The sequence below is a fragment of the Bradyrhizobium vignae genome (assembly GCF_004114425.1).
Classification (GTDB): Bacteria; Pseudomonadota; Alphaproteobacteria; order Rhizobiales; family Xanthobacteraceae; genus Bradyrhizobium; species Bradyrhizobium vignae.
This window is the reverse complement of the sequence record NZ_RDQF01000008.1, coordinates 108237-121276: the sequence shown is the minus strand read 5'-3', so window position 1 is coordinate 121276 and position 13040 is coordinate 108237. Positions and strand designations below refer to the sequence as shown.

General features: G+C 65.1%; 16 protein-coding genes and 2 pseudogenes. 11 read left to right on the top strand and 7 right to left on the bottom strand.

All coding sequences use genetic code 11. The features are described from left to right. Positions 1-48 precede the first annotated feature (48 nt). Positions 49-455: pseudogene (locus EAV90_RS09580) on the top strand (ACT domain-containing protein). A 37-nt stretch (positions 456-492) separates the two neighbouring features. On the opposite strand, the gene EAV90_RS09575 reads toward EAV90_RS09580, so the two are convergent. Then, positions 493-894, bottom strand: coding sequence for a RidA family protein (locus EAV90_RS09575; protein WP_122402861.1), 402 nt, complete (start codon positions 892-894; stop codon positions 493-495). A gap of 197 nt (positions 895-1091) precedes the next feature. After that, complete coding sequence (locus tag EAV90_RS09570) at positions 1092-1937, bottom strand: cell envelope integrity EipB family protein (RefSeq protein WP_160118821.1); 846 nt, start codon at positions 1935-1937, stop codon at positions 1092-1094. A gap of 240 nt (positions 1938-2177) precedes the next feature. Here EAV90_RS09570 and EAV90_RS09565 point away from each other — a divergent pair, with 240 nt between their 5' ends. From EAV90_RS09565 to EAV90_RS09550, 4 genes are all read left to right on the top strand, one after another. Further along, the gene (locus EAV90_RS09565) at positions 2178-2645 is read left to right on the top strand and encodes a RidA family protein (RefSeq protein ID WP_122402859.1); all 468 of its coding nucleotides are present in this window, start codon (positions 2178-2180) and stop codon (positions 2643-2645) included. Positions 2646-2650: 5 nt separating this feature from the next. Beyond that, entirely contained in the window at positions 2651-3397 is a 747-nt protein-coding gene (locus tag EAV90_RS09560; RefSeq protein WP_122402858.1) for a glycerophosphodiester phosphodiesterase, read from the top strand. A gap of 207 nt (positions 3398-3604) precedes the next feature. Next, positions 3605-4861, top strand: a complete 1257-nt coding sequence (locus EAV90_RS09555) for a GNAT family N-acetyltransferase (RefSeq protein WP_122402857.1) — start codon at positions 3605-3607, stop codon at positions 4859-4861. Between the two features lie 60 nt (positions 4862-4921). Beyond that, positions 4922-5350: an HIT family protein gene (locus EAV90_RS09550; RefSeq protein ID WP_122402856.1), complete on the top strand. Its 429-nt coding sequence runs from the start codon at positions 4922-4924 to the stop codon at positions 5348-5350. A 159-nt stretch (positions 5351-5509) separates the two neighbouring features. Here the strand turns inward: EAV90_RS09550 and tsaA are convergent, their stop codons facing one another. The 4 genes from tsaA to EAV90_RS09530 form a co-directional block, all read right to left on the bottom strand. Then, a complete protein-coding gene (tsaA, locus tag EAV90_RS09545; RefSeq protein ID WP_129143237.1) occupies positions 5510-6001 on the bottom strand; it encodes a tRNA (N6-threonylcarbamoyladenosine(37)-N6)-methyltransferase TrmO in 492 nt (163 codons plus the stop codon). A 29-nt stretch (positions 6002-6030) separates the two neighbouring features. After that, entirely contained in the window at positions 6031-6381 is a 351-nt protein-coding gene (locus EAV90_RS09540; protein WP_122406622.1) for an AzlD domain-containing protein, read from the bottom strand. Then, on the bottom strand, positions 6378-7118 hold the full coding sequence (locus EAV90_RS09535) for an AzlC family ABC transporter permease (RefSeq protein ID WP_122402854.1): 741 nt from the start codon (positions 7116-7118) through the stop codon (positions 6378-6380). Before EAV90_RS09535 ends, EAV90_RS09540 begins: the two co-directional genes overlap by 4 nt. Positions 7119-7331: 213 nt before the next feature. Beyond that, positions 7332-8285 (bottom strand): transglycosylase SLT domain-containing protein, encoded by a 954-nt coding sequence (locus EAV90_RS09530; RefSeq protein ID WP_122402853.1) that lies wholly within the window; start codon positions 8283-8285, stop codon positions 7332-7334. Positions 8286-8373: 88 nt separating this feature from the next. Here EAV90_RS09530 and EAV90_RS09525 point away from each other — a divergent pair, with 88 nt between their 5' ends. Further along, positions 8374-9012, top strand: coding sequence for an HAD family hydrolase (locus EAV90_RS09525; RefSeq protein WP_122402852.1), 639 nt, complete (start codon positions 8374-8376; stop codon positions 9010-9012). A 4-nt stretch (positions 9013-9016) separates the two neighbouring features. Here EAV90_RS09525 and EAV90_RS09520 read toward each other — a convergent pair. Beyond that, positions 9017-9151 (bottom strand): annotated as a pseudogene (locus EAV90_RS09520) (phenylacetaldoxime dehydratase family protein); the annotation flags it as partial. A gap of 66 nt (positions 9152-9217) precedes the next feature. On the opposite strand from EAV90_RS09520, the gene EAV90_RS09515 reads away from it, so the two are divergent. The 5 genes from EAV90_RS09515 (at position 9218) to EAV90_RS09500 (ending at position 12973) form a co-directional block, all read left to right on the top strand. Beyond that, positions 9218-9508: a hypothetical protein gene (locus tag EAV90_RS09515; protein ID WP_244607979.1), complete on the top strand. Its 291-nt coding sequence runs from the start codon at positions 9218-9220 to the stop codon at positions 9506-9508. A gap of 115 nt (positions 9509-9623) precedes the next feature. Next, a complete protein-coding gene (locus EAV90_RS09510) occupies positions 9624-10649 on the top strand; it encodes an aldo/keto reductase (protein ID WP_122402851.1) in 1026 nt (341 codons plus the stop codon). A gap of 82 nt (positions 10650-10731) precedes the next feature. Continuing rightward, positions 10732-10878, top strand: coding sequence for a hypothetical protein (locus tag EAV90_RS39360; RefSeq protein ID WP_162500034.1), 147 nt, complete (start codon positions 10732-10734; stop codon positions 10876-10878). Positions 10879-10970: 92 nt separating this feature from the next. Beyond that, positions 10971-12392: an MFS transporter gene (locus EAV90_RS09505; RefSeq protein WP_122402850.1), complete on the top strand. Its 1422-nt coding sequence runs from the start codon at positions 10971-10973 to the stop codon at positions 12390-12392. Between the two features lie 125 nt (positions 12393-12517). Next, a complete protein-coding gene (locus EAV90_RS09500; RefSeq protein ID WP_162500240.1) occupies positions 12518-12973 on the top strand; it encodes a PEGA domain-containing protein in 456 nt (151 codons plus the stop codon). Positions 12974-13040: the final 67 nt, after the last annotated feature.

The following is a 13040-nucleotide window of genomic DNA, read 5'->3' as shown; positions in this document are numbered from 1 at the left end:
TGGCGCAGATAGCTTCGCAGGCGCTCAAACGATCTCGGGACTGGCACCGTGACAGGCGAACGCGATCTCGACGCACTGCTGACTAGCATGAAGCCGGAGATCCTGGACGGCATCTTCGTGTTTTGCACGCTTGCACCGGGTGCGAGCATTCCAGCCACCATTCACCCGATGCTGACGTTCCGGGAGCGCGAAGGAACAACGCTGGTGATCCTGCACGAGGAGGCCGAACGCGCCGGACTACGCCATGAATTTCCATCGCGCCTGATCACCTTGTCAGTTCACTCCGCGCTCGATGCGGTGGGCTTCCTGGCTGCAATCACGACGCGTCTGGCCGAAGCCGGCATCAGCGTGAACGCCGTGTCGGCCTTTCATCACGATCTCTCTTCGTGCCTGCCGACCTGGCCGATAAAGCGATGGTGCTGCTACGAGAGATGTCAGAAGCGAAGCATTCGTAGCCCGGATTACGCTGGCAGCGCAATCCGGGCTACGGAGTCAATCCGCGACGGCCACCGCCTCGATCTCGATCAGCCACTCCGGTGCAGCGAGCGCGGAGACGCCAACGAGCGTCGATGCCGGCGGCTCCATGCCTTCGAAGAAGGCGGAGCGAGCCTTGCCGATGACTGGACGCAACTCCGGCTTGTAGTTCACCACGAAAGTCGTGATCTTGACGATATTCGCATAGCTCGCGCCGGCCGCCTTCAACGCGAGGCCGAGATTCTGCATCACCTGCGTCGTCTGCGCCGCGATATCGCCCTCGCCGACGATCCGCCCCTCCTCGTCCACAGACACCTGGCCGGAGATGTAGATCGTGCGCGCACCCGTGGCAGTGACGACGTGGGAATAAGCGGGATTGTGATGCAGTCCGCTGGGGCGGAGATGGTCGAGCTTGGGCATCGGGTTGCCTCCCTGAGTTCCGTGGTTGTCGAGCGTAGCTGGGGAGTAAGCGGAGAGCCAGCCCCGTCATTGCGAGGAGCGAAGCGAGGAAGCACCCCAAAATCTTCCCGCGGACGGACTCTGGATTGCTTCGCGGAGCCTGTCATCGGGCCGCGCTTCGCGCGGACCCGTTGGATTGACGGAAGAGAGACTGCCCCTCAATTACAGGGCTTGCTGTCCTTCACGTCGAACTTGCCCATCGCGCCGGAGATGACGAAATCGTTGTAATCGAGCACGAGCTGGCGCGAGACGCCGTTCTCGTAGAGCTCGAACGACATCGCGTAGACCGGGGTCTGCTCGCCCTCCTTCTGCTGGGCGTCGCGGTCGAAATAGCTGACGGTGACAGGCCAACGCTTCAGCGACTTCATATGCTCGTCCGAGATCGACGGATCGGACGGCGTGGCGCGGTCGGCGGGGATCGGCTGGCCGATCACGGTCAGCGTGTTGTAGACCTTCTGGCCGTCGTCGGAGCCGTCATAGACGGAGAGCTCGAGCAGCGACTTGCCCTCCTTGGCTGCGGCGATGATGCGCTGGATCTGCTCGGTCGGGAATACGATCTTGCCGTCGAGGGTGAAGGTCTTCGGTGCCGGCAGCTTCAGCTTCACATTGATATGGTCGCCGTCGCGCTCGGCCGAGCCGTCGACGCGGCCGGCATCCGCCTCGTTCATGCGCGTTTCGATCTTGAAGCGGTAGCTCTTTCCCGCGGCGTCCTCCCAGGAATTGGAGCGGAGGTCGCTGAGCGTGACCTTGCCCTCGCCGCTGTCGAGCTCGGAGACCTGACGGAACTCGGAGGTGTAGCCCTCGCAGGCGCTGCCCGTGAAGTTGTAAAGAATCCGGCCGCGTGCGCTGTTGACCGAATTGGAGCGCGATTTGACGAGGCTGAGGTCATAGAGCGCCTGGTGCGCGAGAAACGGACCGTTGGCGGCCAGAGCCCCGCCACCAAGGCCGACACTGGCCGCGGCGAGCGCCATCACACCGAGCGAAGTCCGGAAAAGGTGCACCATGTCTGTTCCCTGAGGAAAGCGCAGATTCGACATTTTAATGACCGTTCCATTGCGTCGCAACTGAGGCCATTTCACGTAAAGTTGCGGCACTCGCGCTGAACCTGCTGCTCCGCCTCAACAAAACGCAGCCCCGGTCTGGTTGGGTTGCTTGCATGTGGCGGCACGATGGGCGAAACAGGTCGCGCCCGGCGTTCTAACGGACGCGCCGGGGGCAATGATTTTTGGACAACGAGGTCGGACATGGTGGGCACGGTCGAGCAGAAACTGGCGGAACAGGGCATCAGGCTACATGAGGCTCCCACCCCCGTCGCCAACTACGTCCCGTTCGTGCGCACCGGCAACTTGCTGTTCGTCTCCGGCCAGGTCTGCTTCGACCCCGCCGGCAAGCTGATCGCCAAGGGCAAGCTCGGCGCGGGCGTCTCCATCGAAGACGGTGCGGCCGCCGCGCGCGGCTGCGCCGTCAACCTGCTGGCCCAGGTCAAGGCAGCGCTCGGCGATCTCGACAAGGTCGTGCGCGTGGTGCGCCTCGGCGGCTTCATCAACTCGGCGCCGGACTTCCTGGACGGGCCGAAGGTGCTCAACGGCGCCTCCGACCTGATGGTTGCCGCCTTCGGCGACAAGGGCCGCCATGCCCGGACCACCGTCGGGGTCGCCTCGCTGCCTGCGGATGCGGCGGTCGAGGTCGAAGGCGTGTTCGAGGTCGCCTGACGCGCATGCGCGCTCCCGATTGGCTGACAGCCCGGCCGGTCGCCCATCGCGGCCTGCATGACATTTCGCGCGGCATCGTCGAGAACATGCCGGGCGCGGTGCAGGCTGCGATCACAGGCAATTTCTCGGTCGAGGTCGACATCCAGCTCTCCGCCGACGGCGAGGCCATGGTGCATCACGACCATGCGCTCGGCCGCCTCACGGAGGCCACCGGCGAGGTCATCTCGAAAACCGCCGCGGAGCTGAAAGCCCTCAAATTCAAGGACACGGACGAGCGAATGATGTCGCTGTCCGACCTCTGCGCCCTCGTCGCCGGCCGCGTGCCGCTGGTGATCGAGGTGAAGAGCCACTTTGGCGGTGACCGCAAGTTGGTGAAGCGAATGGCGGAGGTGCTGGCGTCCTATGATGGCCCGGCGGTCGGCATGTCCTTCGATCCCGACCAGGTGCTCGCGCTGCGCGAGCTGTTGCCCGACCGCCCGCGCGGCATCGTCGCGCAGCGGACCTATGAGGACGAGTACTGGGCCAAGCTCACGCAGAAGCAGCGCGACAGCATGCTCTACCTGCGGCACGGCTTGCAGACCCAGCCGCACTTCGTCGCCTTCAAGGTCGACCACCTCCCGGCCCCCGCCCCCTGGATCGCCCGCAACGTCTTCGGCTGCGCCCTGCTCGGCTGGACCGTGCGCACGCCAGAGCAGCGGACCCGGGTTGGGCGCTATGCGGACCAGATGATCTTCGAGGGGTTCGTGCCATAGGGCGCCCCTCCCTCCTCGTCATTGTGAGGAGCACTTGCGACGAAGCAATCCAGGATCCCTTCGCGGAAACAGTCTGGATTTGCTTCGCGGAGCCTGTCATCGGGCGCTTCGCGCGGACCCGTTGGCTCGCAATGACGGCGGTGGCGACCGCCCGACCTGTGTTCCCGCCCCTTGAAGTCGCTGCTGCAATGCACGATCTTGGGCGCAATGGCATCATCCGAAATTACGCTCGAGGCCGTACCGTCCATTGGCGACATCTCGCCCGAGGATTGGGACGCCTGCGCCAACCCCGGCAAGACCTTTAACGAGAAGGCTTGCAACGGTCATGGCGCGGGAACCTCATCCGCTCCTCCAGGCGATTCTCTCGGGCTCTCAAGACCCGCCTATAACCCGTTCGTCTCGCACGCGTTTCTTTCCGCGGCCGAGAAATCGGGTTCGGCAACGATCCGCACCGGCTGGGGGCCGCGCCACCTCGTGGCCAAGCTCGACGGCCGCGTCGCCGGCGTTGTGCCCTGCTATTTGAAATCGCACTCGCAAGGCGAATACGTCTTCGACCGCGGCTGGGCGGATGCCTATGAGCGCGCCGGCGGACGCTATTATCCGAAGCTTCAGGTCTCAGTTCCCTTCACCCCGGCAACGGGACCGCGGCTGCTGGTTCGCGACGGTGTCGACCGCGAGCGCATCACAGACGCGCTGGCGAGCGGGCTGGTGGCGCTGTGCGGCGTCAGCAAAGCCTCATCCGTGCATGTTACCTTCGCGCGCGAGGACGAATGGAAGCTGCTCGCCGAGCACGGCTTCCTCCAGCGCACCGACCAGCAGTTCCACTGGCACAACGAGGGTTTTACGAGCTTCGACGATTTCCTGGCGACGCTGAACTCCCGCCACCGCAAGTCGATCAAGCGCGAGCGGCGCGATGCGCTGGCCGCCGGCATCACGATCCACTGGCTCACGGGAAAAGACATCACCGAGGATGCGTGGGACGCCTTCTTCGAATTCTACATGGAGACCGGCTCGCGTAAATGGGGCCGCCCCTATCTCACGCGCGAGTTCTTCTCGCTGATCGGCGAAACCATGAGCGAGGATGTGCTGCTGGTGATGGCCCGCCGCAACAATCGCTGGATCGCGGGCGCCATCAACTTCATCGGCTCGGACACGCTGTTCGGCCGCAACTGGGGCGCGGTCGAGCATCATCCGTTCTTGCATTTCGAGGTCTGCTATTATCAGGCGATCGACTTCGCAATCAGACACGGCCTGAAGCATGTTGAGGCCGGCGCGCAGGGCGAGCACAAGATCGCGCGCGGCTACCTGCCGCGCACCACCCATTCCGCCCATTTCATCGCCGATCCCGGACTGCGCCGCGCCATCGATGATTACCTCAAGCGCGAGCGCGCCTATGTCGCGGAGGCCGGGCGTGAGCTCGCCGAGCTCGGTCCGTTCCGCAAAGGCGGCGACGAGGCGCCTTGACGCCTCGCCGCTGCTGGTGACAGTAAGCGCAAAATCTCGAGGAGCCGCCGAGGAGCCATCATGACCGCCTACGACGCCAACAACATCTTCGCAAAGATCCTGCGCGGCGAACTGCCCTGCTACAAGGTGTACGAGGACGAGCACGTCTTCGCCTTCCTCGACATCATGCCGCGCGTACCCGGTCACACGCTGGTGATCCCGAAGGTCGCTGCCCGCAACATCCTCGACATCAAACCGGACGACTACGCCCATGTCGCCCGCGGTGCGCACAGGATCGCCGCCGCGGCGATGAAGGCGTTCGAGGCCGACGGCATCACCGTGCAGCAGTTCAACGAGCCTGCCGGCGGACAGGTGGTGTTTCATCTCCACATGCACGTGATGCCGCGCCACGACGGCGTCGCCATGCTGCCGCCGGCGAGCCGCAAGGAAGACGACAAGGTGCTGCGAGAGCACGCGGCGAAGCTGACCGCGGCGCTGAAGGCGGGGTAGGCGGCGCCGCATCCATCGTCATTGCGAGCCAACGGGTCCGCGCCAAGCGCGGCCCGATGACAGGCCCCGTGAAGCAATCCAGAATCCCTCCACGGAGGCAGTCTGGATTGCTTCGTCGCAAGAGCTCCTCGCAATGACGGGATTAGAGCGGAGCGCTCCTCACTCGGTCTCGAAATCGCCCTTCTGCGGCGCAGCCAGCGGCGTGAACTCGCAACGATCCGGCTTGATATCGATCAGCGGCGTATTGTCGATACAGTCGAGCCCGCGCACCAGGATCGCGTTGCCCTCGATACCGACCAGCTTCACGATCGAGGTGCCGATCGGATTGGGCCGCACCGGCGAGCGCAGCGAGAACGTGCCGCGCGTTTTCTCGTTGTTCTTCGGGCTCTGCAGGATGATGTCCCGGCGCGACTTGTCGAGCCAATAGAGCACTTCGAGATTGCTGTAGAAATCGACGCCCTTGATGGCCGGCACGAACGGCTCGAAGATCTCGAGGCGGCATATCGGGCCGTCCTGACGCCCCTGCCGCGGCGTCTCCAGCCGCGATGTCCAGGGCGTGCGGATACGGCCGATGAAGACGAGTCCGGCATCTTGCGTCGGCGGCAGCTCGATAGCGACCTCGCCCTCGCGGAGCTCCTGTTCGCGAACCATATGTCCATCCCTACTGTTCGCCGGCGGTTTTAGCCCAACCACCACTTGCCGGCCAGCATGAAGACTTCGCCCGTGACCACACCCGCAAAGATCGAACGGCGCGTCAGCAGGAAGACGACGAGCCCGGCGCCGACCGCACCATAGCGCAGGATATCGGGTACGCTCGCAAGCGCCCCGGGCGGCTCGACCACGATCTGTGCGATGACGCCGGCCAGGATCGCGGTGGCGACCGCCCTCACCCAGACCAATAGCTCGGAGCCCTCGTCGATGCCGCCGCCGAACCACAGGCCCAGCATGCGCCAGATCTGGTTGGGAACGACGCCGGCGACGAACAGCACGGCGAGCGCGTGCCAGTCCCCGATCGCTTGCGCAAGACTCACGCGCGCACCTCCCGCCACCAATGCACACCATAGGCGATCGTGCCCGCCACCGTGCCGCTCACGAGGATGTCGAGACCCGAGTTCATCTTCGCCGCCAGCGGATAAAGCAGTATCCCGAGTGTCAGCGCCACGACATCAGCAACCTCGCGGCTGTTGCGTGCGGTCGAGAACAGGAACGAAAGCGGTGTGAGCAGCAGGATCGCCGCACCAAGCGTCTGCGTCAGGTTGGCGGCGAGGAAATAGCCGACCGTATTGGCGGTGAGGCACACCGAGACCAGGCCGCAGCCGAGCCCGTGGACGAAGGCGATCCGCCGCTCGCGCGGCACCTGCGGCAGGAAGCGATGACACTCGACCCACAGCGTCACCGCGGTGAGGTGCGCGGCGAAGATCAGCTCGCGCCGTTTCGTCTTCGGCGTGCGCATCAGCGGCAGCACCGAGACCACCATCGGAAACAGGCGGATGGCGCTGACGGTCACCGCGATCGCCGACTGGACGATGGTGGCGCCCGAGCCGAGCGTGGTGATCAAGATGATCTGCGCCGGCCCCGCCCAGACGAACAGCGTCGAGCAGAGCGCCCAGATCAGGCTGAAATGGGTGTCATGAGCCAGCGCGCCGATGCCAAGATAGGTCACGAACAGGACGACGGTGAGGATCGTCTGCGTGATCGAGCGCAATCCCCACGCAAAGGCGCGCCACGGGCTTTGCCATTGAGGGGAATCGAGCGGAGGAAGCGCCACGGGAGTTTTGGCCGGGTGAGGAATCGTGCCCGCATAACGGGCAGTACGGCGGTCTGCGTCAAGGAAGTCCGCGGCGGGGCTGGCATGCGTGAAACACCCACCGCGGTCATTCCGGGGCGCGCCTTGGCGCGAACCCGGAATCCATTGCGCCACAGAGATCGCTGCACGATGGATTCCGAAGCTCTTCGTCGCGCGCCGGAATGACGGGAGTGCCTACCCCCTCACACCCCTATTCCTCAGAACGAAGCAGGCGCCACCCGCCTTGCGGATGCGGTTGCACAGATCATCCGCCTCGGCCCGGGTATCCGCACCAATGCGCACCTGGTAGAACGCACGCGTGCCGCGGCTGCGCATCACCGAGCTCAGCAGGCTCGGATCACGCTCGCCGATCACGGCGCTCAGTTTCGTGACGGCCCGGGAATACATCGCCAACGCCTTGTTGCGGTCGAAGCCGGCCGCGAGCTGCACCCCCCAGACCTTTGCGGCGGCAAGCTCCACATGCTGCTCGAGCTCGGCGACGAACGGGTTGGGAGCACGCTTGAGCAACGCCATCAGATCACGGCAGCTCGTCGGCGGCGAACTCGGCGGTCCCTTGCCGGTGCTGCCCGCCTTGGCCCAGGCATCGACGCTGGTGCCGGTGATTGCGTAAACGTAGTTGCGGGTTTGCTCCGGCATTCCGCCGGTGCCATCGAGCCATTCCTGCACCCGGCGCGGCCCCGCATTGTAGGCAGCGGCCGCCAGGCCGAGATTGCCGAACTGGTTGCGCAGCTCGTTCAGAAACTCCGCCGATTTCGGCAACGCCTGCACCGGATTGAAGGGATCGAGCAGTCCGCGCTCGCTCGCGGTGCCCGGCATGAACTGCGCGATCCCCTGCGCGTGCTCGCCGCTGCGCGTCATGGGCCCGACCGCATCGGCGTGGAAGCGGCTTTCCTGCCAGATCACGCGGGCGAAGAACTCCAGCGGCAGGTCGTTGTCGCGTGCCGCCGCCTCCACGATCAAGCAGATCGACTCCCGCGTGTCACTCTCGCGGGCGTCATTCGGCTTTTCCACCGGCTTCGCTGGTCCCTCGGCCTTCGCAGGTACGTCGGGAGGCGACGTCTCCTCTGCGAGCGCCGGCGACAGCACGAGGGCCAGGCACAAGACAGCGATAACCCGAGCTATTCGCATGGCATCGTCGCAATCGGATAAATCGGACCTTGACTTGGAACCCCAGCCAACTAGCAACATACGGCAGTATCAACGCAGGTCCCGCCTGATGGTGACAATCTTTTTTGATCTCGACGGAACGCTGACCGACCCTAAGCCCGGGATCACTCGCTCGATCCAGTATGCGTTGGAGCGGCTCGGGGTTTCGGTGCCGAGCGAGGACGAACTGACCTGGTGCATCGGCCCTCCGCTGCTTGCGAGCCTGAGAAAACTCACCGGAACCGATGAGCTCGCCGACCGCGCGCTCCTGCTCTATCGCGAGCGCTTCAGCGATATCGGCCTGTTCGAGAACGAGGCTTACAGCGGAATTGCGGACACATTGTCATCGCTCGCAGCGACACGTCAGCGCATGTTCGTCGCGACCAGCAAGCCCGCCGTCTACGCCACGCGCATCGTCGATCATTTCGGACTGAAACCGTATTTCGAGCGCGTGTTCGGCTCCGAGCTCGACGGCACGCGCGTCGACAAGCGCGACCTGCTCCGCTATGCGCTGGACGAGACGAAGGTCGATGCGAACAACGCGATCATGATCGGCGACCGCAGCCATGACGTGGTCGGCGCCCGCACCAACGGCATGACCGCCATCGGCGTGCTCTACGGCTATGGCAGCGAGGCCGAGCTGCGGGATGCCGGCGCGCACCACATCTGCGCGGCGCATCCGGACTTGCTCGGTCATTGCATAACCTAGTCGATCAGGCGCCGGCGGTGTTCACGGCCGCCAGCATCCCCGTCTTTGGGTGACAGTTCAGATATTCGAAGAATTGTTCGTCGGCGGCGGCTGCCACTGTCACCTCGTGATAGAGCCGCAGCTTGGCTGACGCCCCGAGCAGCTGCGGCATTGAGATCTCGTTCCAGTCAGCTATCACCACGAGCCTTCGCTTCGAGCGAAGGCAATGCTCGCCAATTCCAGATTGTCTTGCCTGGCGGCCTGGATCAGGCTGGCGCACATGAGGACTCACCACACCATAGGCGGATCGGAGCTGTTGCTGGGTGTGATCGCACTCCGGCTCGCGGTGCTGGTCCTGGTGGGCTGGAGCCTGACGCTCCTGCCGCGGCAAACGCGTGACAGCGAACCAGCGTGCTTCCCTGGGCCCGCAACAAGGCTCGAAGCTCAATCCTTGGTGAAGACACCCGGCTCGCACGTTGCCAATGCAGCATTCGACGACATGCGCCTGCACGATTAGGCCGCTCTCAGGCAAGGCCGCTATGTGCGCACGTGATAGGACGCGGCGCCTGCTTGCGGTATCCTTTGGCACCGAGCCGCAGTGATCAATCAGCGGCCAGCCAAGGAGCCAATCGATGGAATACCGACGCTTGGGCCGGTCGGGCCTCATGGTGCCCGCGTTGAGTCTCGGCACCGGCACCTTCGGTGGCGTCGGCCGCCTCGCTGCTTGGGGCACGACGGACGCGACCGAAGCGCGGCGCCTTCTGGACATCTGTCTCGAGGCCGGCGTATCGATGTTCGACACAGCGAATGTCTATTCGCTCGGCGAGTCCGAGCGGGTGCTCGGCGAAGCCATCAAGGGTCGCCGCGACAAGGTCCTGATCTCGACCAAGGCGTCGTTCCGCTTCGGTGACGGCCCTAACGACATCGGCTCGTCGCGCCAGCACCTGCTCGCCGCCATCGACGGTTCGCTGAGCCGGCTCGGCACCGACCATATCGACCTGTTCCAGCTCCATGGCTTCGACGCCTTCACCCCGCCCGAAGAGGTGCTCGCCACCCTCGACGTGCTCGTGCGCGCCGGCAAGATCCGCTATGTCGGCGTCTCGAATTTCTCGGGCTGGCACCTGATGAAGTCGCTCGGCGTTGCCGACAAGCACGGCTTCCCGCGCTACGTCGCCAACCAGACCTACTATTCACTGATCGGACGCGACTACGAATGGGAGCTGATGCCGCTCGGCCTCGACCAGGGCCTCGGCGCGGTGGTCTGGTCGCCGCTTGGATGGGGACGCCTCACCGGCAAGATCCGGCGTGGTCAGCCGAAGCCGCAGGTCAGCCGGCTGCCCAAGACCGCCGAGTTTGGCCCGCCCGTGCCGGACGAGCACGTCTACCGTGTCGTCGATGCAATCGACGAGATCGCCAAGGAGACGGGCAAGAGCGTCTCGCAGATCGCGCTCAACTGGCTACTCCAGCGCCCCACAGTCTCGACGCTGATCATCGGCGCGCGCAACGAAACCCAGCTGCGCGAAAATCTCGGCGCGGTCGGCTGGTCCTTGACCAAGGACCAGGTCGCAAAGCTCGATGCCGCCAGCCAGGTGACGCTGCCCTATCCCTATTGGCACCAGCGCACGACCTTCATCGACCGTAATCCGCCGGCGGTGTAGGACACTTGAGCTGCATCAAGCCCGCTTGCGTCGGCCGTGGCACCCTGCGGCCCTCGCTTGGCTGCCGATGCGCCGATTTGCCATGAAGGCCCTGTTCATGGTGCTTAATCTCAACCGCACCGAATTGACGCGGATCGACCGCGATCGCACCATCCTGGTCTTCTCGACGGCGGTGACACTCGGGCTCATTGCCCTCTATGTCTGGGGCAAGGCGACCGCGCGCTGGTAATTGCGGCTCCGGAACTATCGCGGTCCTGCCCTGTTGGCGCAATACTCGGCCACCTGGCAGAGTTCGATTCGCGAAACCAGACGCCGCTCACAATGTCGACAGTCACCATCGAGCAGGCGGATGGCCTGCCGCTGCCGCAGCGTCGATGGGCCATCCTCACCATTGCGCTCGGCATCACCATGTCCGTGATCGATGGCGCCATCGCCAATGTGGCGCTGCCGACGATCGCGGCCGACCTCGATGCCAGCCCTGCCTTCTCGATCTGGATCGTCAACGGCTATCAGCTCGCGATCACCATCTCGCTGCTGCCGCTGGCCTCGCTCGGCGAGATCGTCGGCTATCGGCGTGTCTATCTGGCGGGACTTGCGCTGTTCACCGTTGCCTCCGCACTTTGCGCCATCGCGCACTCGCTGCCGCTGCTGACCGTCGCGCGCGTCATACAGGGTTTTGGCGCGGCCGGCATCATGAGCGTCAACACCGCGCTGGTGCGCTTCACCTATCCGCATGCGCTGCTTGGGCGTGGCATCGCGCGCAACGCGCTCGTCGTGGCGGTCTCGGCCGCGATCGGGCCGACCTTGGCCTCGGGTATCCTGGCAGTGGGAAGCTGGCCTTGGCTGTTCGCGATCAACGTGCCGATCGGTGCAGTTGCAGTTGCGCTCGGCGCCCGCTGCCTGCCGCACACGCGCCTGGCGGCGCATTCATTCGACTGGCAGAGCGCGGGCCTGAGCGCCGTCACCTTCGGCGTCGGCATTTTCGCCGTCGACAGCGTCGGCCATGGCGAGCCGCTCCTCACCTGCATGATCGAATTCGCCGTCGCCGCGATCGCGGGCGCTGCCCTGATCTGGCGCGAGACGCATATGGCTGTGCCGCTGCTGCCGATCGATCTCCTGCGCATCCCGATCTTCGCCCTGTCGATCGCGACCTCGGTCGCCTCGTTCTGCGCCCAGATGCTCGCCTTCGTCGCGATCCCGTTCTACCTCCAAAGTCGGTTCGGCTATTCAGCCGTGCATATGGGCCTTCTGATCACGCCCTGGCCGATCACGGTGACGTTCGCCGCCCCGCTCGCCGGGCGCCTCGTCGAGCATTATCCGGCCGGCTTGCTCGGCGGCATTGGCCTTTTGCTGTTCGCAGGCGGGCTCGCCTCGCTGGCGATGCTGCCGGCCGAGCCCAGCGCCGTCGATGTCGTCTGGCGCATGGCCCTCGCCGGCTTTGGCTTCGGCCTGTTCCAGACGCCGAACAACCGCACCATGATCGCCGCCGCCCCGCGTCAGCGCTCCGGCGGCGCCAGCGGCATGCTCGGCACCGCCCGCCTGCTCGGCCAAACCACCGGCGCGGCGCTGGTCGCACTGTTGCTCGGCCGCTACCCGCAGGAGGGCACCAGGATCGCGCTGCTCGCCGGCGTCGGTTTTGCCCTGTGCGGCGCGCTGCTCAGCATGCTGCGCTTGTCACCCGCGGGCGCGCGCGGCGCCGAGCATGTCCGGGTTCAGGAAGGACAGCGGATGAAAGGGGAATGAGCGCGCCACGGCCGCCTTCTCGGTATCTCCCACACAACCTGTGCGTGGTTTAACCATTTGGACGCCTGACGTATTGCCCTCTCGCTCCGGTTGCGCTCCACTCGCCGCGGGACAAGGGGCATTTCATGCGTTCATTTGGAATAGTGGCGCTCAGCGTCATGCTTGGCGGCTGCGCGTCCGTTACGCGCGGTACGACGGAAAACATCAGCATCTCATCGACACCTTCGGGCGTGGAAGCCGTGGTCAGCGGAATGGAGGTTCCGACCACCTGCACGACGCCCTGCTCCGTGGTCGTCAAGCGAAACGCCGACATTTCGATCACCTTCCAGAAGGAAGGGTATGAGCCGCAAGTCGTGCCGCTCAGCCGGGACGTCCAGACCAGCGGGGCCGCCGGATTCGCGGGCAATCTTCTGCTGGGCGGCGTCGTTGGCATGGGCGTCGACGCCGCGACCGGGGCTGCGACCGATCACAAGCCCAATCCGGTCATCGTGACGATGCAGCCGTCGGCCCCTGCCCGCGCGCGGCCCGCCGCTCCGAGAAAGCCGAGGCCGCCGGCGGCAGCGCCAGAGGCCGGAACGTAGGGCCAACTGCGACCCAAAATAAAAGGCCGGCTCTTCAGCCGGCCTTTTCGATTTCACCACACGCCGA

Coding starts and splice junctions, on each gene's coding strand:
- EAV90_RS09575 (WP_122402861.1), bottom strand. CDS start 894: ATGCCCAAGCTCGACCATCTCCGCCCCAGCGGACTGCATCACAATCCC.
- EAV90_RS09570 (WP_160118821.1), bottom strand. CDS start 1,937: ATGGTGCACCTTTTCCGGACTTCGCTCGGTGTGATGGCGCTCGCCGCG.
- EAV90_RS09565 (WP_122402859.1), top strand. CDS start 2,178: ATGGTGGGCACGGTCGAGCAGAAACTGGCGGAACAGGGCATCAGGCTA.
- EAV90_RS09560 (WP_122402858.1), top strand. CDS start 2,651: ATGCGCGCTCCCGATTGGCTGACAGCCCGGCCGGTCGCCCATCGCGGC.
- EAV90_RS09555 (WP_122402857.1), top strand. CDS start 3,605: ATGGCATCATCCGAAATTACGCTCGAGGCCGTACCGTCCATTGGCGAC.
- EAV90_RS09550 (WP_122402856.1), top strand. CDS start 4,922: ATGACCGCCTACGACGCCAACAACATCTTCGCAAAGATCCTGCGCGGC.
- tsaA (WP_129143237.1), bottom strand. CDS start 6,001: ATGGTTCGCGAACAGGAGCTCCGCGAGGGCGAGGTCGCTATCGAGCTG.
- EAV90_RS09530 (WP_122402853.1), bottom strand. CDS start 8,285: ATGCGAATAGCTCGGGTTATCGCTGTCTTGTGCCTGGCCCTCGTGCTG.
- EAV90_RS09525 (WP_122402852.1), top strand. CDS start 8,374: ATGGTGACAATCTTTTTTGATCTCGACGGAACGCTGACCGACCCTAAG.
- EAV90_RS09515 (WP_244607979.1), top strand. CDS start 9,218: ATGCTCGCCAATTCCAGATTGTCTTGCCTGGCGGCCTGGATCAGGCTG.
- EAV90_RS09510 (WP_122402851.1), top strand. CDS start 9,624: ATGGAATACCGACGCTTGGGCCGGTCGGGCCTCATGGTGCCCGCGTTG.
- EAV90_RS39360 (WP_162500034.1), top strand. CDS start 10,732: ATGAAGGCCCTGTTCATGGTGCTTAATCTCAACCGCACCGAATTGACG.
- EAV90_RS09505 (WP_122402850.1), top strand. CDS start 10,971: ATGTCGACAGTCACCATCGAGCAGGCGGATGGCCTGCCGCTGCCGCAG.
- EAV90_RS09500 (WP_162500240.1), top strand. CDS start 12,518: ATGCGTTCATTTGGAATAGTGGCGCTCAGCGTCATGCTTGGCGGCTGC.